Annotated in this window: 17 protein-coding genes; all 17 read left to right on the plus strand. The window is 73.1% G+C overall.

The genetic code is table 11. The features are described 5' to 3' along the window. Nucleotides 1–78 precede the first annotated feature (78 nt). The 17 genes from ABT129_RS01470 (at nucleotide 79) to ABT129_RS01550 (ending at nucleotide 19184) form a co-directional block, all read left to right on the plus strand. The gene (locus ABT129_RS01470; protein ID WP_351895135.1) at nucleotides 79–597 is read left to right on the plus strand and encodes a DUF2617 family protein; all 519 of its coding nucleotides are present in this window, start codon (nucleotides 79–81) and stop codon (nucleotides 595–597) included. Between the two features lie 75 nt (nucleotides 598–672). Beyond that, the gene (locus ABT129_RS01475; protein WP_502981610.1) at nucleotides 673–2400 is read left to right on the plus strand and encodes a spermidine synthase; all 1728 of its coding nucleotides are present in this window, start codon (nucleotides 673–675) and stop codon (nucleotides 2398–2400) included. Between the two features lie 75 nt (nucleotides 2401–2475). Continuing rightward, nucleotides 2476–3468: an SRPBCC family protein gene (locus ABT129_RS01480; protein ID WP_351895137.1), complete on the plus strand. Its 993-nt coding sequence runs from the start codon at nucleotides 2476–2478 to the stop codon at nucleotides 3466–3468. A 62-nt stretch (nucleotides 3469–3530) separates the two neighbouring features. Beyond that, the gene (locus tag ABT129_RS01485; protein ID WP_351895290.1) at nucleotides 3531–4316 is read left to right on the plus strand and encodes an aldose epimerase family protein; all 786 of its coding nucleotides are present in this window, start codon (nucleotides 3531–3533) and stop codon (nucleotides 4314–4316) included. Between the two features lie 79 nt (nucleotides 4317–4395). Next, a complete protein-coding gene (pyrE, locus tag ABT129_RS01490) occupies nucleotides 4396–4935 on the plus strand; it encodes an orotate phosphoribosyltransferase (protein ID WP_351895139.1) in 540 nt (179 codons plus the stop codon). A gap of 221 nt (nucleotides 4936–5156) precedes the next feature. After that, on the plus strand, nucleotides 5157–6179 hold the full coding sequence (gene fbaA / locus ABT129_RS01495) for a class II fructose-bisphosphate aldolase (RefSeq protein WP_351895141.1): 1023 nt from the start codon (nucleotides 5157–5159) through the stop codon (nucleotides 6177–6179). A 78-nt stretch (nucleotides 6180–6257) separates the two neighbouring features. Further along, nucleotides 6258–7418, plus strand: coding sequence for a MalY/PatB family protein (locus ABT129_RS01500; protein ID WP_351895293.1), 1161 nt, complete (start codon nucleotides 6258–6260; stop codon nucleotides 7416–7418). Nucleotides 7419–7572: 154 nt separating this feature from the next. Continuing rightward, nucleotides 7573–9561, plus strand: a complete 1989-nt coding sequence (locus ABT129_RS01505; RefSeq protein ID WP_351895143.1) for an Ig-like domain repeat protein — start codon at nucleotides 7573–7575, stop codon at nucleotides 9559–9561. A gap of 81 nt (nucleotides 9562–9642) precedes the next feature. After that, complete coding sequence (locus ABT129_RS01510) at nucleotides 9643–11097, plus strand: MFS transporter (RefSeq protein ID WP_351895145.1); 1455 nt, start codon at nucleotides 9643–9645, stop codon at nucleotides 11095–11097. 147 nt (nucleotides 11098–11244) lie between these two features. Next, complete coding sequence (locus tag ABT129_RS01515) at nucleotides 11245–11658, plus strand: DUF3151 domain-containing protein (protein ID WP_351895148.1); 414 nt, start codon at nucleotides 11245–11247, stop codon at nucleotides 11656–11658. Between the two features lie 108 nt (nucleotides 11659–11766). Further along, nucleotides 11767–12678 carry a DUF3152 domain-containing protein gene (locus ABT129_RS01520; RefSeq protein WP_502981611.1) on the plus strand — a complete coding sequence of 304 codons (912 nt, stop codon included), beginning with the start codon at nucleotides 11767–11769 and terminating at the stop codon, nucleotides 12676–12678. Nucleotides 12679–12802: 124 nt separating this feature from the next. After that, complete coding sequence (locus ABT129_RS01525; protein WP_351895152.1) at nucleotides 12803–13651, plus strand: tryptophan 2,3-dioxygenase; 849 nt, start codon at nucleotides 12803–12805, stop codon at nucleotides 13649–13651. After that, a complete protein-coding gene (gene kynU / locus ABT129_RS01530; RefSeq protein WP_351895155.1) occupies nucleotides 13644–14897 on the plus strand; it encodes a kynureninase in 1254 nt (417 codons plus the stop codon). Before ABT129_RS01525 ends, kynU begins: the two co-directional genes overlap by 8 nt. A gap of 103 nt (nucleotides 14898–15000) precedes the next feature. Continuing rightward, complete coding sequence (locus ABT129_RS01535) at nucleotides 15001–15870, plus strand: alpha/beta hydrolase (protein WP_351895157.1); 870 nt, start codon at nucleotides 15001–15003, stop codon at nucleotides 15868–15870. A gap of 85 nt (nucleotides 15871–15955) precedes the next feature. Next, complete coding sequence (locus ABT129_RS01540; RefSeq protein WP_351895159.1) at nucleotides 15956–17302, plus strand: sensor histidine kinase; 1347 nt, start codon at nucleotides 15956–15958, stop codon at nucleotides 17300–17302. Then, nucleotides 17299–17961: a response regulator gene (locus ABT129_RS01545; RefSeq protein WP_351895161.1), complete on the plus strand. Its 663-nt coding sequence runs from the start codon at nucleotides 17299–17301 to the stop codon at nucleotides 17959–17961. The genes ABT129_RS01540 and ABT129_RS01545 overlap by 4 nt, the downstream gene beginning before the upstream one ends. Nucleotides 17962–17987: 26 nt before the next feature. Further along, nucleotides 17988–19184 (plus strand): cytochrome P450, encoded by a 1197-nt coding sequence (locus ABT129_RS01550; protein ID WP_351895163.1) that lies wholly within the window; start codon nucleotides 17988–17990, stop codon nucleotides 19182–19184. The last annotated feature ends 65 nt before the right edge of the window (nucleotides 19185–19249 follow it).

Below are 19249 nucleotides of genomic sequence, written 5' to 3' on the forward strand. Positions count from 1 at the left end.
GCGATTCCCCACTGCCGTTGAACCCTTCACCGGGGCGACCCCGGCCCACCCGTCAAACCGTGTTTGCGGAGCCGACCCATGCTCACCACCCTGAAAACCTCCTACACCGATACCCGCGCGGCCGATCTGGCCTGGGCCCTCGGGCGCGAGCCGCTGCCCGCCCTCGCCATGCTCGACCTCGAACTCGCGGGCGCCAAGCTCCAGTTGAGGCTTCTCGGCGCCTCCCACCAGGTCCTCCTGGAAGAGGAGGGCCGCAGCTGCTCGGAGACCGTCGCCTGTATGCCCGGCAGCAGCACCCCCCTCCCGCTCGGCGTGTCCAAGCGCGTCGGCGAATGGGAGTACGAATTCGCGGCGCGCGTCGAGACGCTCTCGCACGGCTCCTTCGCGGGGCGTGCGCAGGAGTTGCTCGCGCTCGTCGCCGACCACCCCAACGGACTCGCCGGGACCTTCCCCGGCTCTCCCCACGCCTTCACGGCGATGCTGGCGCAGCGCCACGAGGGGCAGGTGCGGTGGCGCACCTGGCACGCCTACCCCCAGGAGGGGCAGCTGGTGGTGACCAGGACCCGCATCGGCGCACGTATGCCCGCAACGCTCTGATACGCCCCCTGGGCGCCCCAGGTGCACTCGTGTGGGTGACAAAGGGCGTGGGAGTCGTGACGTAGCGTTACGTTCATGATCGAGCCGACCGTGACCATGCCACCCGAGAGCGTGCGGCGGGCGCCCGTGCGGCGGCCCGAGCCGCCGCGCCGGACGGTGCGGTTCCCGGTCCTCGCCGTCGTCTTCGTCTGCGCCGCCTGCGGTCTGGTCTACGAACTCGAACTGGTGGCGCTCGCCTCCTACTTGATCGGCGACTCGGTCACCCAGGCCTCCGTCGTGCTCTCCGTGATGGTCTTCGCGATGGGGGTGGGCTCGCTCCTCGCCAAGCGACTGCGCTGCCGCGCCGCCGTCGGCTTCGGCCTGGTCGAGGCCGGACTCGCCCTCATCGGCGGCTGCTCGGCGATGGTGCTGTACGCGTCCTTCGCCTGGCTCGGCGAATCGCGGTACGTGGTCGTGGCGTTCTCGCTCGCCATCGGGGTGCTCATCGGCGCGGAGATCCCGCTCCTGATGTCGCTCATACAGCGGGCCCCCGGGGCGGCGGACCGCTCCGGACAGGGGCGTTCGCGCCGTTCGGGGCGGTTCGGGCGCTCCGGCCGGACCGGGCGGAAGGCCTCCACGGGGGACGAGGACGACGCCGCGGGGACGGTCGCCGACCTCTTCGCCGCCGACTACGTCGGCGCGCTGGTCGGCGGCCTCGCCTTCCCCTTCCTGCTGCTGCCCTGGCTCGGCCAGCTCACCGGCGCCCTCGTCACGGGCGCGGTCAACGCGGTGGCGGGCGGCGGCCTCGTCCTCTGGGTCTTCCGCCGCGACCTGACCCCCCGCTCCCGGGCCCTGCTCATCGCCGTGAACGTGTCGGTCCTCGCCGTCCTCGCCACGGCGACCGTGCTCGTCGACGACTTCGAACAGGCGGCGCGCCGGGCCGTGTACGGGGACCGGGTGCGGGTCGCCATCCACACCGAGCTCCAGGAAGTGGTCGTGACGGGTGGCCGCGAGGGCCCGCCCGACCTCTTCCTCGACGGGCGCCTCCGGGTCGCGGGCCAGGACGAGTACCGCTACCACGAGGCGCTCGTCCACCCCGCGATGAACGGAGCGCACGCGCGCGTGCTCATCGTCGGCGGCGGGGACGGCATGGCCGCCCGCGAGGCCCTGCGCTACCCCGGGGTCCGCTCCGTCACCGTCGTCGAACTCGACCCGGGGGTCGTCCGTCTCGCCCGTACGGACCCGGCGCTCGCCACGCTCAACGCGCAGGCGTTCCGGGACCGGCGCGTCCGGGTGGTCCGCGCGGACGCCTTCCACTGGCTCCGCGGCGCCACCGACCGTGTGCAGGAACGGTACGACGTGGTGATCTCCGATCTGCCCGACCCCGGGATCACCCCCAGCACCAAGCTGTACTCCGAGGAGTTCTACGGGCTCGTGGGCCAGGTCCTCACCCCCGCCGGCCGGTTCGCCGTGCACGCCGGGTCGGTCACCGACCGGCCCCGCACCTACTGGACCGTGGACGCCACCCTGCGCGCCGCCGGGTTCGCGACCCGCCCGTACAGCGCGAGCGGCCGCACCCCCGGCTTCGCCGCGGGCCCCGACCGCGCCGACCGCTCCAGCGGCACCGGCCGGGGGCCCGGCGACTGGGGCTTCCTGCTCGCCCTGCCCGGCGGCCGCCCGCCCGCCCTCGGCCTCGCCGCCGACGCGCCCCGGCTGCGCTCGCTCGGCGAAGGCACCCTGGCCGCCGCGGCGCGCCGCGCCGAGCGGGGCCGGGGCCCCGAACTACCCCCCTCGACCCTGGTGCACCCGCGGTACGGCGGCTGACGGGGTGGCCGGGAGAAGCGGGCCGTGGTGCGGAACGGGCGACGCCACGGCCCGGCCTGAGTAGGCTCGGCTTCCATGGAGCATGAGGTGTTCGTTCCCGTCACGGCCGACGTCCTGCGCGAGACGCTCACGGACCCCGCCCGGGTGGTGCGCTGCGTACCCGGCCTCCAGCGGGACGCCGACGCGGAGGCGGGTCCCCTCACGGGCCGGCTCAAGGTGCGGGTCGGCGGCAACACCATCACCTACCGGGGCGCCCTGAAGGTCGTCGAGCGGGACGGTGCCATCACCTACGAGGGCCAGGGCACCGAGGCCCGGGGCAAGGGCACGGCGGAGCTGTCGCTCACCGTCGTCCTCACCCCGGTGGCCGAGGGCACCAGCCTGAGCTTCACGGGCGGTCTGACGGCGGTCGGCCGGCTCGCCGAGGCGACGGAGGAGGCCCGGTCCACGGCGGGTACCCGCCTGCTCGACAAGTTCGTGGAGGCGCTGGCCGCCCTCGCGGACGAGAAGCCGGAGGAGAAGCCGGACGAGAACGTGGGGTCGGCTTCGGAGCTGGAGTCGTCTTCGGCGCCCGGGTCGTCGTCCTCGCCGGCGTCGTCCTCGCCGTCGCCCGAGGCGGGGTCGGTGCCGGCCGCCGCCGCCGCGTCCGGGGGAGCGGCCGCCTCCGAGGCGGCCTCCGAGCCCGCTCCCGAGGCCGACACCGAGCCCGCCTCCGAGGCCGACACCGACGACGACGGGGTCGACGACGGTGTCGAGGAGCCCCGGGAGTCCGTCTTCGACGCGCCGGTGCCGCCGCCCTCCCTCGATCCGGTCCTCGACGAGAGCCTCGCCGACACCCCGATCGAGTTCCCCGCCCCGCAGCCCGCCGCCGAGGCCGCCCACGCCCGCCGCACGATGATCGGGCGGAGTGCCGAGGAGGTGGACCACGCCCCACCGCGCGGCCGGTACGCGCCCGTTCCCGCCACCGAGGCGACGAGCGCCGGGGCCACCCTGCGCTGGATCGCGCCGGCGGCGGCCCTCGCGCTCGCCTCGGCGGTCGTCGTCGGCCGGGCTCTGCGCCGACGACGCTGAAACGTGCCCGGAAAGGGTCGCCCACGTTCGGGGTCCCGCACGATTAGGGTCGGGTCGTGAGCATGCAGACGCGACTGACGGCGGGCGACGCCGAGTTGACCATCAGCCCCGAGAACGGCTGCCGGATCGAGAGCCTGCGGATCGGCGGGACCGAGCTGCTGCGCCAGGGCGAACGCTTCGGGTGCTTCCCGATGGTGCCCTGGTGCGGGCGGACCGAGAACGGCCGCTTCCGGGACGGGGCCACCACCCACCAGCTCCCGGTCAACGCGCCGCCGCACGCCATCCACGGCACCGTCCGAGACCTCGCCTGGAAGACCGCCAGGACCTCCGCGACCGAGGCCGTCCTCACCTGCGAGCTGAGTGACCCCTGGCCGTACAAGGGCACGGTCACCCAGGTCTTCGAGCTGTCCGAGGACTCCCTCACCCTCCGCTTCGGGGTCGAGACCTACGACGACTCGTTCCCGGCCCAGGCCGGCTGGCACCCCTGGTTCCTGCGCAACCTCGGCCGGGGCGGTCAGGACGTGCGCCTCGACTTCACCCCCGCCTGGCAGGAGGAGCGCGGTGAGAACCACCTCCCCACCGGACGCCGGATCGACCCCACCCCCGGCCCCTGGGACGACTGCTTCGGCATGCCCGACGGCGTCGATGTCACCCTCACCTGGCCGGAGGAGCTGGAGCTGAAGGTCACGAGCCGCGCCCCCTGGGTCGTCGTCTACGACGAGCCCGAGGAGGCCGTCTGCGTCGAGCCGCAGTCCGGTCCGCCGAACGGCCTCAACACCCACCCGCGCCTGGTCACCCCGATCGACCCCCTGGAGATCGAGAGCACCTGGACCTGGCGCCGCCTCTGAGAGGTGCGGGGGCCCGAGGGGTTCCGGCGCCCCGGAGCTGCGGGCGCCGCCTCCGATCACGCCCTCTAAGCTCAGGGGCATGACTGACGTACGCGCTGAGCTGCTCCAGCAGATCAAGGACAAGGCCGTGGTGCACGGCAAGGTGACCCTCTCCTCGGGTCTGGAAGCCGACTACTACATCGACCTGCGCCGGATCACGCTGGACGGCGAGGCCGCGCCGATGGTGGGTCAGGTCATGCTCGACCTCACGGCCGACCTGGACTTCGACTGCGTCGGCGGTCTGACCCTGGGCGCCGACCCGGTCGCGACCTCGATGCTGCACGCCTCCGCCGCGCGCGGACAGCGCCTCGACGCCTTCGTCGTACGGAAGGCGCAGAAGGCGCACGGCATGCAGCGCCGGATCGAGGGCACGGACGTCAAGGGCCGTCGCTGCCTGGTCGTCGAGGACACCTCGACCACCGGCGGCTCGCCGCTGACCGCCGTCGAGGCCGTCCGCGAGGCCGGTGGCGAGGTCGTCGCCGTCGCCACGATCGTCGACCGGGGCGCCGCCGAGGCCATCGACGGAGCGGGTCTGACGTACCTCACCGGCTACCGGCTGGCCGATCTCGACCTGGCGTAACCGCCGCGAAGTCGTGACTTAGGTCCCGGACCCGGGCAAGAGCGGTCCTGACCTGCATTTTTGCGAAGGGGCGGGGTGTTTCACGTGAAACACCCCGCCCCTTGGTGTGCCGTGCCCGTGGGAGCCCGGACGAGAGTCTGAAAGGATGGGGTCGACGATGACGTCGCCCCCAGGTCAGGGACAGCAACGCACACACCCCGCACATCACAAGGAGCGGACGAATGCCCATCGCAACCCCCGAGGTCTACAACGAGATGCTCGACCGGGCGAAGGCAGGCAAGTTCGCCTACCCGGCCATCAACGTGACTTCGTCCCAGACCCTGCACGCCGCTCTGCGCGGTTTCGCGGAGGCCGAGAGCGACGGCATCATCCAGATCTCGACCGGTGGAGCCGAGTTCCTGGGCGGCCAGTACAACAAGGACATGGTCACGGGCGCCGTTGCCCTGGCCGAGTTCGCGCACATCGTCGCCGCGAAGTACGACATCACGGTCGCGCTGCACACCGACCACTGCCCGAAGGACAAGCTGGACGCGTACGTCCGTCCGCTGATCGAGGTCTCCGCCGAGCGCGTCGCGCGCGGCGAGAACCCGCTGTTCCAGTCGCACATGTGGGACGGCTCCGCCGAGACCCTCGCGGACAACCTGGCCATCGGCCAGGAGCTGCTCGCGAAGGCCGCCGCCGCCAAGATCATCCTTGAGGTCGAGATCACCCCGACCGGTGGCGAGGAGGACGGCGTCAGCCACGAGATCAACGACGAGCTGTACACCACCGTCGACGACGCGCTCCGCACCGCCGAGGCCCTCGGCCTGGGCGAGAAGGGCCGCTACCTGCTCGCCGCCTCCTTCGGCAACGTGCACGGCGTCTACAAGCCGGGCAACGTCGTGCTCCGCCCCGAGCTCCTCAAGGACCTCCAGGCCGGTGTCGCCGAGAAGTACGGCAAGGCCTCCCCGTTCGACTTCGTCTTCCACGGCGGCTCGGGCTCCACGGCCGAGGAGATCGCCACGGCCCTGGAGAACGGCGTCGTGAAGATGAACCTCGACACCGACACCCAGTACGCCTTCACGCGTCCGGTGGCGAACCACATGTTCAAGAACTACGACGGCGTCCTCAAGGTCGACGGCGAGGTCGGCATCAAGTCGACCTACGACCCGCGCACCTGGGGCAAGCTGGCCGAGGCCGGCATGGCCGTCCGCGTGACCGAGGCGTGCGCGGCGCTGCGCTCGACCGGCACCAAGCTGAAGTAACGCAGTGACCGTGTGAGCGAAGGGCCCGGTACCTCCCCAGGTGCCGGGCCCTTCGTGCGTCGTCGACGAGAGGGCCCGATGTACGACTTCGACCGTGAGATAGACCGGCACGGCACCTGGTCGGTCCAGTGGGACGGGATCGCGGACCGCTTCGGCGTGCCCGACCTGCTCCCCTTCACCATCTCCGACATGGACTTCGCCTCCCCGCCCGAGGTGCTCGCCGCCCTGCGCGAGCGGGTCGACCACGGAGTCTTCGGCTACACCGACTGGCGGCTCGGCGAGTTCCGCGAGGCGATCCGGCACTGGTACGCGAGCCGGTACGCGACCGAGATCGACACCGAGGCGCTGGTGTACGCGCCGTCCGTGCTCAACCAGCTCTCGCAGCTGCTGCGGATGTGGACGGAGCCAGGTGACGGCGTCGTCGTGCACACCCCCACCTACGACGGCTTCCGCAAGGCCGTCACCGGACTCGGCCGCGAGCTGCGCGGCGTACCGCTCGGGGACCTCGAAGCCCTCGAACGGGAGCTGGCCCGGCCGGACAGCCGGATGCTGCTGCTCTGCTCCCCGCACAACCCGACCGGCCGGGTGTGGACGGAGGAGGAGCTCACCGTCTTCGCCGAGCTGGCCGAGCGCCACGGCGCGGCCGTCGTCAGCGACGAGATCCACGCCGACCTGACGACCGAAGGGCACCGCCACATCCCGTGGACCCGCGTGGCCGAGCCGGGCCGGGGCCGCCGCTGGGCCCTGGTCACCTCGGGCACGAAGGCCTTCAACTTCCCGGCACTCTCCGGCTCGTACGGTCTGATCGGCGACCCCGACGAGCGCACCGCCTTCGTCCGGCGGATGGAGACCGGCGAGGGACTGGCCTCGCCCGCCGTGCTCTCCCTGACCGCCCACATCGCCGCGTACCGGCAGGGCGCCGACTGGCTGGACGCCCTGCGCGGGTACGTGGCGGGCACCATGGACACGGTCCGGGAGCGGCTCTCGGCGGGCCTTCCCGGGGTCGACTGGGCGCCCCCGCAGGCCGGCTACCTGGCCTGGATCGACCTGCGGCCGCTCGGCATCGAGGAGACCCGGCTCCAGGAGGAGCTGGTGACGGTGGAGAAGGTCGCGATCATGCCGGGCGGGGTGTACGGCACGCCCGGCTTCGTCCGGCTCAACGTCGGCTGCCCCCGCGAGAAGGCCGAGCGGGGCGTGGACGCCCTGGTCCGGGCGGCGGCACGGCTGCGGAAGACCTGAGGGGACGGCGGCGGGGCCGGTCTGCGAGCGGTGCGGAAGACCTGAGAGGACGGTGGCGGGCCCGGTCGGCGAGCGGTGCCGATACCGGGAGGCGGGGTGTCGCAGGCGTGTTCTAGTCTTCGTGCACCGTGCCCCGTGTTGAGGGGCCGGAACCATGCTCTTTGGGGGGCTCTTCATCGTGCGCAAGCGCGCTCTCTCCGCCGCGACGTCGTTCGCGGTCCTTCTCAGCTCCGCGGCGCTGGTCGCGGGCTCGGCGGCACCCGCCGCCGCCGACTCGGTCGTGCCGCTGAACGTCGGAACCGTCGGCGACATGGTCGTCGACGGCGTCCACCAGCGCCTGTACTTCAGCGACACGTACAACAGCCGCGTCGTCGTCACCGACTTCGCGGGCCGGTTCGTCAAGGCCATCCCCGATCTGGCCTACGTCCGTGACCTCGACCTCTCCGCCGACTCGGGCACGGTGTACGCGGCACTGGAGAACGCGGACAAGCTCGTCGCCATCGACACGGAGCGGCTGGCCGTCACCGCCGAGTACCCGACGGGGCAGGGCACCAAGCCGTCGACCGTCGCGGCGGTCGACGGCCGCCTCTGGTTCGGCTACGGCGAGAACTGGGACTCGGAGCTCGGCTCGGTCGATCTGACCACGGCCGTGCCGACCGTGGCCCTGGCCCTCACGACGGGTGCCGACTGGTCGAGTCCGCCCACGCTCCGCACCCACCCGGCGGCGCCGGGCACGCTCGTCGCCGCCGACGGCGCCATCAGCTCGGGCCCGATCGTCGTGTACGACACCGGCTCGGGTACGCCGGTCGCCCGCACGTCCACCCAGCGCCAGGGGTTCGTGAACGACATCGAGATCGCCCCCGACGGCAAGAGCGTCGTCGCGGCGGACCGGGTCACCTCACTCACCCGGCTCAGCCTGACCGACCTCTCCGAGCTGGAGTCCTTCCCGGTCTCCTGGAGCTCGGAGGGCGGCGTGGCCGTCGCCCCGGACGGCACCGTGGCCGGCGCGACGGGCGACCGTGACGACGTCGGTGACGTCTTCGTCTTCGCGGGCGGCTCCGGGACCCCGGCGAGCGTCCGGGACACGCGGTCCTGGCCCGCGTACGACGGGATGCAGTGGGCGCCCGACAGCACCCGCCTCTTCGTCCCGGTGCAGCTGCCGGGCCAGTCGGCGTACTCGCTCCGGATCTACACGTCGCCGAAGCTCCACGCCGTCACCGTGACGGTGAAGGTCCCGTCCGGCGCGCCGATCAACAAGCCGCTCACCGTCTCCGGCTCGGTCGCCTCCACGCTGCGGCTGCCGTCCGGCACTCCGCTCACCGTGACGCGGTACGACGCCGAGAACCCGGGCGGCAAGGCGCTGGGGACGCGGCCGACGGCGGCGAACGGCACGTTCTCGTTCCCGGACACCCCGGCCGCGGCCGGAAAGGTCTCGTACCGGGTCGCGTACCCGGGCGACGCCAAGCACGCGTACTCCACCGGGACGGCCGCCGTGCAGGTCACGCCGTTCTCGACGTACCTGAAGCTGGACCAGAACCGTCGCACCGTCGACTACGGCACCAACGTGACGTACACGGCGTCCCTCGGCTGGTCGTACCGGAACCGCGTGGTCGAGATCTGGGCCGACCCGTACGGTTCGGAGCCCAAGCGGCTGCTCAAGCGCGGCACGGTCAACTCGGCGGGCAAGCTGTCGGTGACGACCCGGATGACCCGCGACACCTGGGTGACCGCGGACTTCGCCGGTGACACCCGCTCCGGCCGGGCCCACGTCGGCTCCACCGTGTACACCCGGGCCGGTCTGACGACCTCGCTGTCCCGGCACTACAAGTGGTCGAAGATCGGCACCATCTGGTACCAGACGTACCACCAGACCGGCGACGTGCTGGTCACCGCGTGGAACAACCCGTACCCGGGCCGCACGACCAAGTACGAGGTCCAGGTCTGGTACGCGGGTGCCTGGCGCACGGGCTCCGAGGAGTACGTCCGGCTCGACAGCGGCGGCATGGCGTACATCCTGTTCGACGGCGCCGGAGCGGCAGGCGTCCGCGCCCGGGTCCGCACGGCGTACGTGGACGGCGTGTCCGGCGACAACGTGAACACCACGATCCACGGCGCGTGGAAGTACTTCAACGTCACCCGCTGACCCCTCGGCCACCGCTGCCCCGTCCACCGTCTCCTCGGATTCCGGTGGGCGGGGCTCCGGCGTTCGGGGGACCATGCATCCATGGGCGTGCGGGACGTGCGGATGGCCTCGGGGACCGGGCGATGGATCGTGTTCACGACCGTCCTCGGCTCCGGGATGGTGCTGCTCGACTCCACCGTCGTCAACGTCGCCCTGCCCCACATCGGCGAGGACCTGGGCGCCGACCTGGCCGTCCTGCAGTGGACGGTCAACGCCTACATGCTGACCCTGGCCGGGCTGATCCTGCTCGGCGGGGCGCTCGGCGACCGGTACGGGCGGCGCCGGGTCTTCGTCATCGGGGTCGTGTGGTTCGCGCTCGCCTCGCTCCTCTGCGGCCTCGCCCCGAACGCCGGGGTGCTGATCGCCGCCCGCGCCCTCCAGGGCGTGGGCGGGGCGCTGCTCACCCCCGGCTCCCTCGCGCTGATCCAGGCGAGCTTCCACCAGGACGACCGGGCCAGGGCGGTCGGGCTCTGGTCCGGCTTCGGCGGTGTCGGGGCGGCGATCGGGCCGTTCGTCGGCGGCTGGCTGGTGGACGGGCCGGGCTGGCGGTGGGTGTTCCTGCTGAACGTGCCGCTCGCCGCCCTCTGCGTCCCCGTGGCCCTGCGGCACGTGCCCGAGTCGCGGGACGAGACCGCGCACGGCCGCTTCGACGTGCTCGGCGCGGCCCTGGGCGCGGCGGCGCTCGCCCTCGTGACGTACGGGCTGATCGGCGCGGCCTGGTGGGCGGGGGCGGCCGGGATCGTCGTCGGGGCCGGGTTCGTGGTGGTGGAGCGGCGGCGCGGGGAGGCGGCGATGACCCCGCCGTCGATCTTCGCGTCCCGGATGTTCACCTCGGTCAACCTGGTCACCCTGTGCGTGTACGCCGCGTTCGGCGGCTTCTTCTTCCTGGCCGCCCTCCAGCTCCAGGTGGTGTCCGGCTACTCCGCGCTCGGCGCCGGTACGGCCCTGCTGCCGACGACCGTCCTGATGCTGCTGCTCTCGGCGAAGTCCGGGGAGGTGGGGGAGCGGATCGGGCCCCGGATCCCGCTCACGGTGGGGCCGCTGCTGTGCGCCGCGGGCATGCTCCTGATGCTCCGGGTCGGTGAGGACGCCTCGTACGTCCGGGACGTCCTGCCGGCCGTTCTGGTGCTCGGGCTCGGCATGACGGCGCTGGTCGCGCCGCTGACCGCGACCGTGCTCGCCTCGGTGGACGTGTCCAGGGCGGGCCTGGCGAGCGGCATCAACAACGCGGCGGCGCGGGCGGCCGGCCTGCTCGCGGTGGCGGCGCTGCCGCTGCTCGCCGGGATGGGCCCGGAGGCGTACCGCTCGGCGGAGGAGTTCGGGGCGACGTTCCGGCGGGCGATGCCGATGTGTGCGGGGATCCTGGTGGTGGGCGCGGTGATCGCCTGGACGACGATGCGGACGCCGGCGCGGGCGGACTGCCACCCGGAGTGCCGGGTGCACTGCGGGGTGACGTCGCCACCGCTGGACCCGGGACAGCGGGACGCGTCGGCCTGAACCCGGCCGTGCGCTCCGGGAAGCGGGCGCGGGGCCGAGGTGCGGGCGCCGTGCGCGCGCCGGGGCCGGAGCGGTGGCGGGGCCCGGCCGTGCGCGGGAGCCGGACGTGGGGACTGTGGCCCTCGGGACTGAGGCAGACTGGGCCCCATGGCCATCCACGAGAACCTTCTGGGGGGACCGGCCCCCACCCACCTGCCCGACGACCCGGGGCCGCGCGAGCTGCTCGCGAACGGCACGGCGCCGGCGGACGTCGCCGCGAAGTACCCGACCTCCTCGCTCGCCTGGGCCCAGCTCGCCGACGACGCGTACGAGCGCGGCGCGGTCGTCGAGTCGTACGCCTACGCCCGTACCGGCTACCACCGCGGCCTCGACTCGCTGCGCCGCAACGGCTGGAAGGGCCACGGCCCGGTGCCGTGGGAGCACGAGCCGAACCGCGGCTTCCTGCGCGCCCTGCACGCGCTGGCCCGCGCGGCCGGCGAGATCGGCGAGAAGGACGAGTACGAGCGCTGCTCGACCTTCCTGCGGGACTCCTCGGAGACCGCGGCGGAGACGCTCGGCTGACGTTCCCCCGGTGCCCGACGGACGCCCTTTCCCCCGCGTGGGGGAAAGGGCGTTCGAAACGGCCGGTACGATCCCCGGGACCGCAGGACCCGAGGGGGGAATTCTGTCGTGGGCAAACGCGCAGCACCCGCAGGACGGCGACGTACCGGCAGAAGGCGGAGGTCCGGTTCCCGGATCGCGCTGCCGACGCTGGCCCTGATGACGGTCGCGCTCGGCGCGGGGGCCGCCCTCGCCCACTTCGAGGACCCGCCCCCGGCGGTGTCGGCGCCGCCGCCGGCCACCCTCCCCGCACCGGTCCCGACGACGGAGAGCCCGGCCCCGACGACGGCCGCTCCCGCGCCCCGGCCCACGACGGCGCAGCCGAGGAAGCCAGCGCCGACGACGAAGCCGCCGGTGAAGGCCGTGCTCCCGCCGAAGAAGAGGTCCACCCCGCCGAAGCAGAAGCCCGCCGTGCCGCAGTCCGGCGCCGGTACCTTCACCACCGCGCGGGCCTCCGGCGAGCCGGTCGGGGACGGTGGCGTCCTGCGCCGCTACCGGGTCGAGGTCGAGAAGGGCATCCCGCTGTCGGCGCCCGCGACGGCCGCCGAGATCCAGCGGATCCTGGCGCATCCGCGCGGCTGGGCCGCGCACGGCCGGGGCCGCTTCCAGCTGGTCTCCGAGAACGCCGACTTCGTCATCCGGATCGCCACCCCGGACACGGCCGACGCCCTCTGCCTCGCGCAGGGCATGGACACCGGCGGCGAGCTGAACTGCGAGACCACCGACGGGGTCGTCGTGAACCTCAAGCGGTGGATGCTCGGCTCGCCGACCTTCGCCGGGGAGGCCGCCGAGTACCGGCACCTGATCATCAACCACGAGGTCGGGCACGAGATCGGCATCCGGGAGCACATGGGCTGCCCGGGCCCGGGCAGGCCCGCCCCCGCGATGATGCAGCAGATCAAGGGGCTGGACGGATGTCGCTCGAACGCGTTTCCGTATGACGAAGACGGGAGCTACATCACCGGGCCGATCGTGTCATGATGCGCTTGGGACGGCGCGCGACGAAGCGCGCCCCCCGAGGGGACCGGGGCTCCCGTGCCGTACGGAACGACGTACGCACGGTGGAGCGGACCGCTACCCGGTAATACGTATCGAGGAGACAGAAATGTCCACCTTCCCCGATGCCGGAGCCGGTTCGGTCGCCGTAGACCCGAACCTCGACTTCGCCGGCACGACGCCGTACGAGGACTACGTACAGGCGGACGTCCTCACCCACCTCCAGCACCTCCGCTCGGACGACCCCGGCGAGATGGTCTTCCTGGTCACCACCCAGGTCATGGAGCTGTGGTTCACGGTGATCGTCCACGAGTGGGAGACCGCGAGCCGCGCCCTGCGCGAGGACGACATCCCCGTCGCCATGGACGCCCTCAAGCGCTCCGTGCGCGAGCTGGAGGCCCTCAACCACTCCTGGCGTCCCCTCGCCCAGCTCACCCCCGGCCAGTTCAACGCCTACCGGTCCGCGCTCGGCGAGGGCTCCGGCTTCCAGTCCGCGATGTACCGGCGGATGGAGTTCCTCCTCGGCGAGAAGTCCGCCTCCATGCTCGTCCCGCACCGGGGCGCCCCCCGCGTCCACGCCGAGCTGGAGAAGGCGCTCCACGAGCCGAGCCTGTACGACGAGGTCCTCGGGCTGCTCGCCCGGCGCGGCCTGCCCGTCCCGGCCGCGGTCCTCGGCCGCGACCTGGCACAGCGCTACGAGCCCTCCGCCGAGGTCGAGGCGGTCTGGGCCGGCATCTACGCGGACGCCGACCAGAACGGCGAGCTCGTCCGGCTCGGCGAGGCCCTGAGCGACGTCGCCGAACTGGTCTGGCGCTGGCGCAACGACCACCTGGTGGCGACCCGGCGCGCGATGGGCGCGAAGACCGGCACCGGCGGTTCGGCGGGCGTGGCCTGGCTGGAGAAGCGGGCCCAGAAGAACGTGTTCCCCGAGCTGTGGACGGCGCGCAGCCATGTCTGAGACGACCACCGTGCCCGGGACCGGGGGCACGTCCGATCCGCACGGGGACGAGACCCTGTCACAGCGCGCCCTCGCCCTCGACGCCGCCGACGAACTCGGCAAGCACCGCGAGAGGTTCGCCCTCGACGCCGGGACCGTCTACCTCGACGGCAACTCGCTCGGCGCGCTGCCCGCCCACGTCCCCGCCCGGATGGCCGACGTCATCACCCGCGAGTGGGGCGAGCTGCGCATCCGCTCCTGGGACGAGTCCGGCTGGTGGACCGCGCCCGAGCGGATCGGCGACCGGATCGCGCCGATCGTCGGCGCCGCCCCCGGACAGATCGTGGTCGGCGACTCGACCAGCGTGAACGTCTTCAAGGCGGTCGTCGCCGCCGCCCGGCTCGCCGGTGAGGGCCGCGACGAGATCCTCGTCGACGCGACGACCTTTCCCACGGACGGGTACATCGCGGAGTCCGCGGCGCGGATGACGGGTCACCGGATCGTGCCCGTCGACCCGGCCGGCATGGCCGCGGCCGTCGGACCGCGCACCGCCGCCGCGCTCGTCAACCACGTCGACTACCGCACCGGCCGGCTCCACGACCTGCCCGGCATCACCGCGGCCCTGCACGCGGCGGGCGCGCTCGCCGTCTGGGACCTGTGCCACAGCGCGGGCGCCCTGCCGGTCGGCCTGGACGCCCACGGGGTCGACCTGGCCGTCGGCTGCACGTACAAGTACCTGAACGGCGGGCCGGGTTCGCCGGCCTACCTGTACGTCGCCGAGCGCCACCAGGCCGCCTTCGACTCGCCGCTGCCCGGCTGGAACTCGCACAGCGACCCGTTCGCCATGACCCCCGGGTACGAGGCGGCCGCGGGCGCCGTGCGGGGCCGGGTCGGCACGCCCGACATCCTCTCCATGCTGGCCCTCGAAGCGGCGCTCGACGTCTGGGACGGGGTCGCGATCGAGGACGTACGGGCCAAGTCCCTCGCGCTCACCGACTTCTTCCTGGAGTGCGTGCGCGCGTACGTGCCGGAGGGCCGCGTCGCCACCGCGACGCCCGAGGCGCACCGGGAGCGCGGCAGCCAGGCCGCGCTGAGCTGCGCGAACGCGCCCGCCGTCATGGCCGAGCTGATCAGGCGCGGCGTCGTCGGCGATCTGCGCCGCCCCGACGTCCTGCGGTTCGGCTTCACCCCGCTGTACGTCGGGTTCGCCGACGCGGAGCGGGCGGCGCGGATCCTCTCGGAGGTCCTGACCGACCTCCCCGCCTGAGGGACGACGGTCCGATGATCGCCTGATCTGCGGGGGCTCCACTCCTGGTACCGTCCCCGCAGGTCAGGCCAATCCGGCCCCGTACCCGAGAGGTTGGAACAGCATGCCGGACCCCGCCGCGCGCGGCGCCGCCGAAGAGGCGTCCGCCTTCTCGCACCCGGCCGTCGCCCCCGACGCCACCGCCGCCTACGGCGACCACCCGGACCAGGTGATCGACTTCTACGCCCCGCACGGCGGACCCGCGCGGGCGCCGCTCGTCGTCGCCCTGCACGGCGGTGCCTGGCGGGCGCTGTACGACCGGCGGCACCTGACCCCCTTCGTGGACTTCCTGGCCCGCCGGGGCTTCGCCGTGGCCAACGTCGAGTACCGGCGCGGCGGCGCCATCCCCCGACAGGGTGGCGCGGCCCCGGTCGCCGGGCGCTGGCCCGAGACCTTCGACGACGTGGCCGCCGCGCTCGACGCCCTCCCGGAGCTGGCCGCCGCGCACCTGCCGGGGGCCGACCCCGCGCGGACCGTGCTCACCGGCCACTCGGCCGGCGGCCACCTCGCCCTCTGGGCCGCCGCCCGGCACGTCCTGCCCGTCGGCTCCCCGTGGCGGCTGCCCGCCCCGCCCGCCCTCCGCGGGGTCGTCGCCCTCGCCCCGATCGCCCACTTCGGACGGGCGGTCGAGCTCGGCGTGTGCGGCGGCGCGGTCACCGAACTGCTCGGCGATGCCTCCGCGTACGAGGAACGGGCGGCCCACGCCGACCCGTCGGCGCTGCTGCCGACCGGCATCGCGACCACCGTCGTACAGGGCCGCGAGGACGTCGACGTGCCGTACGGCGTCGCCGACGCCTACGTGGAGGCGGCCGCGCACGCGGGCGAGACGATCGGCCTCACGCTCCTCGAAGAGGTCGGCCACTTCCCCCTGATCGACCCGGCGGCGGACGCCTGCGCGGTGGTCGCGGAGGAGATCGCCCAGCTGGCCTGGTGAGGGAGCGGGGGACCTCGTAGTACTCAGGGGGGACGGATCAGGATCCGTACCGAGCGGGACGACCGGTCCCGGCGGCCCCCGTACCGTGGTCGACGTGACTCAGACACAGACCCCCGAGACGAGCCGCGCCCCCGAGTTCCACCTGGTCCAGGTCGTCCTCGGCGGGCTGCGGCAGGAACTCTTCCACGACGCGGTGGCCTACCGGCCGCTCCAGCCGGTCGACGTGAACCCCAAGGTGGCCCGCTTCTTCCCGAAGGGGATACGACCGCACCTCGGGCTGTTCCCGCACGCGGTCGTGGCGTTCCTCGCCATGATCTCCTTCGCCATGGCGTACGAGGAGTTCGACACCACCTTCGCCCCGCTGACGCTGGTGCTCGTCTGCACCCCGCCCGCGATCGTGCTGCTCACCCTGGTGCGGCCGGTCCTCGCCTTCTGGGCCTCGCTCGCCACCGCGCCCGTCATCGGCTACCTCGCCGGCTACAACGCCGGCTGGCCCTGGTCGCACATCACGTTCTTCTCCCACCTCGTGGTCCTCGGCGTGGTCGCCGCCCGCTCCCGGCCCCGCGCCTCGGCGTGGATGTGGCTCGTGACGGCCGCCTACTGCCTCTTCACGGAGATGTTCCTCGGCGTCGGCCGGAGCTCCGACTCCGTCCCGATGCTCTTCGTCGCCGCCCTGGTCCTGCTCGCCGTCACCGTCCTCCAGGTCCGCCGCCAGGCCGACCGCGAGGTCACCGCCCAGCAGACCGTGACCGCCGAGGAGCGCTCCCGGCGGACCGTCCTGGAGGAGCGCACCACCATCGCCCGCGAACTCCACGACGTCGTCGCCCACCACATGTCGGTGGTCGCCATCCAGGCGGAGGCCGCCCCGTACCGGGTGGAGAACCCGCCGCCGGAGCTGGAGCAGGCCTTCCTCACCATCCGCGAGAACGCGGTCGCCGCGCTGACCGAGCTGCGCCGCATCCTCGGAGTCGTGCGCGCCGAGGACTACGAGGCCCCCGACGCCCCGCAGCCGACCCTCGGCGACCTGGACACCCTGGTCCGCAACGTCACCGAGGCCGGGCTCGTCGTCGACAGGACGGTGACCGGCGCGGTGCGGGAGCTGCCGCAGGGCGTGGAGCTCTCCGCGTACCGCATCGTCCAGGAGGCCCTGTCGAACGTGCTGCGGCACGCGCCGGGCGCCGCCGCGAAGGTCGAGGTCAGCTATGTCCTGGGCGGTCTCGGACTGCGCATCGCCAACGGACCGGCCCGCGGCCTGGTCAAGCCCTCGCCGGGCGCGGGTCACGGCCTCACCGGCATGCGGGAGCGTGTGACGATGCTCGGCGGGGAGATGACGGCCGAGGTCACCGCGGACGGTGGCTACGAGGTGGCCGCGTTCATCCCCGTGAGCCGTGAAGAGACCCGTGAAGAGACCCGTGAGGAGACCGACCGGTGATCCGCGTACTGATCGTCGACGACCAGATCATGGTCCGCGAGGGCTTCTCGGTGCTGCTCGGCGCGATGCCCGACATCGAGGTCGTCGGCGAGGCCGTCAACGGCCGGGAGGCGATCGCCCAGGTCGCCGCCCTCCACCCCGACGTCGTCCTGATGGACATCCGGATGCCCGAGCTGAACGGCATCGAGGCCACCCGGGAGATCGTCGCCGCCGACGCGGACGCCAAGGTCCTCGTCCTGACCACCTTCGACCTGGACGAGTACGTGTACCAGGCGCTGCGCGCCGGTGCCTCCGGCTTCCTGCTCAAGGACGCCTCGGCCCGGCAGCTCGCGGACGGGGTGCGGGTGGTCGCGGCCGGCGAGGCGCTGCTCGCGCCGACCGTCACGAAGCGGCTGATCAACGAGTTCGCGAAGGCGCCCGGGAGTTCCCCGCGCCCGCCCGCGATGGCGCGGATCGGGGAGCTGACGGAGCGTGAGACGGAGGTCCTCGTGCTCATCGCCCAGGGCCTGTCGAACTCCGAGATCGCCGAACACCTCGTCGTCGCCGAGTCCACGATCAAGACGCACGTGAGCCGCATCCTGGTGAAGCTGGGGCTGCGGGACCGGACGCAGGCGGCGGTGTTCGCGTACGAGGCGGGTCTGGTGAGGGTCGGCGGCTGAGGCCCCGGCGGGGGTAGCGTCCGCCCATGGACGCTGCTGACACTGTGTACGACCCCTGGTCCCCGGAGTTCGTCGCCGATCCGTACCCCGCCTACGCCGAGCTGCGGGCGGCGGGCCGTGCCCACTGGCACGGCCCGACCCGCCAGTGGCTGATCCCGCACCACGCGGACGTGTCGGCGCTCCTCAGGGACCGGCGGCTCGGGCGCACGTACACCCACCGCTTCACCCACGAGGAGTTCGGGCAGGAGGCCCCGGCCGCCGCGCACGAGCCCTTCCACACGCTCAACGACCACGGGCTGCTCGACCTGGAGGCGGCCGACCACGGCCGGATCCGGCGCCTGGTGTCGAAGGCGTTCACACCGAGGACGGTGGAGAACCTGGCCCCGACGGTACGGCGGCTCGCCGCCGATCTGGTCGGGGAGCTGGTCGCGGCGGGCGGCGGCGACCTCCAGGCCGCCGTCGCGGAGCCGCTGCCGGTCGCGGTGATCGCCGAGATGCTGGGCATTCCCGAGGACGACGAGGAGCGGGGGCGGCTGCGGCCCTGGTCGGCGGCGATCTGCGGGATGTTCGAGCTCAACCCCTCGGAGGAGACGGCCCGTCGGGCGGTCGAGGCCTCGGTCGCGTTCTCGGACTATCTGCGGGAGCTGATCGCACGGCGCCGGAGGACCCCGGGCGACGACCTGATCTCGGGGCTCGTCGCCGTGGAGGAGCTGACGGAGCAGGAGATGATCTCCACCTGCGTCCTCCTCCTGAACGCGGGCCACGAGGCCACGGTGAACACCACGGTCAACGGCTGGTGGACGCTGCTCCGGGAGGGCGTCCGGCCGGATCCCGAAAAGTTGTCCACAGCTGTGGACGAACTTCTCCGCTACGACACCCCGCTCCAGATGTTCGAGCGCTGGGTCCTCGACGACATCGAGATCGGAGGCGTGACCCTCCCGCGCGGCTCCGAGGTGGCCCTCCTCTTCGGCTCCGCCAACCGCGACCCGGCCCGCTTCGGCCCGACGGCCGACACCCTCGACCTCACCCGCGCCGACAACCCCCACATCACCTTCGGCGCCGGCATCCACTACTGCCTCGGCGCCCCGCTCGCCCGCCTCGAACTCACCGCAGTCTTCGGCGAGTTGCTGTGCCGCGCCCCGGAAATGCGCCTGGCGGCGGAGCCGGTACGGAAGCCGGGATACGTGATCCGGGGGTTCGAGGAGCTCCTGGTGGAGGTGTGAGGCCGCCCTCGGACGAGCCCTCCCGAGGCCCGGAGCCGGTCCCGGCGGGGCCGCGCCGCGGGCCT

The sequence above is a fragment of the Streptomyces sp. NPDC002057 genome, from assembly GCF_040296665.1.
Classification (GTDB): Bacteria; Actinomycetota; Actinomycetes; order Streptomycetales; family Streptomycetaceae; genus Streptomyces.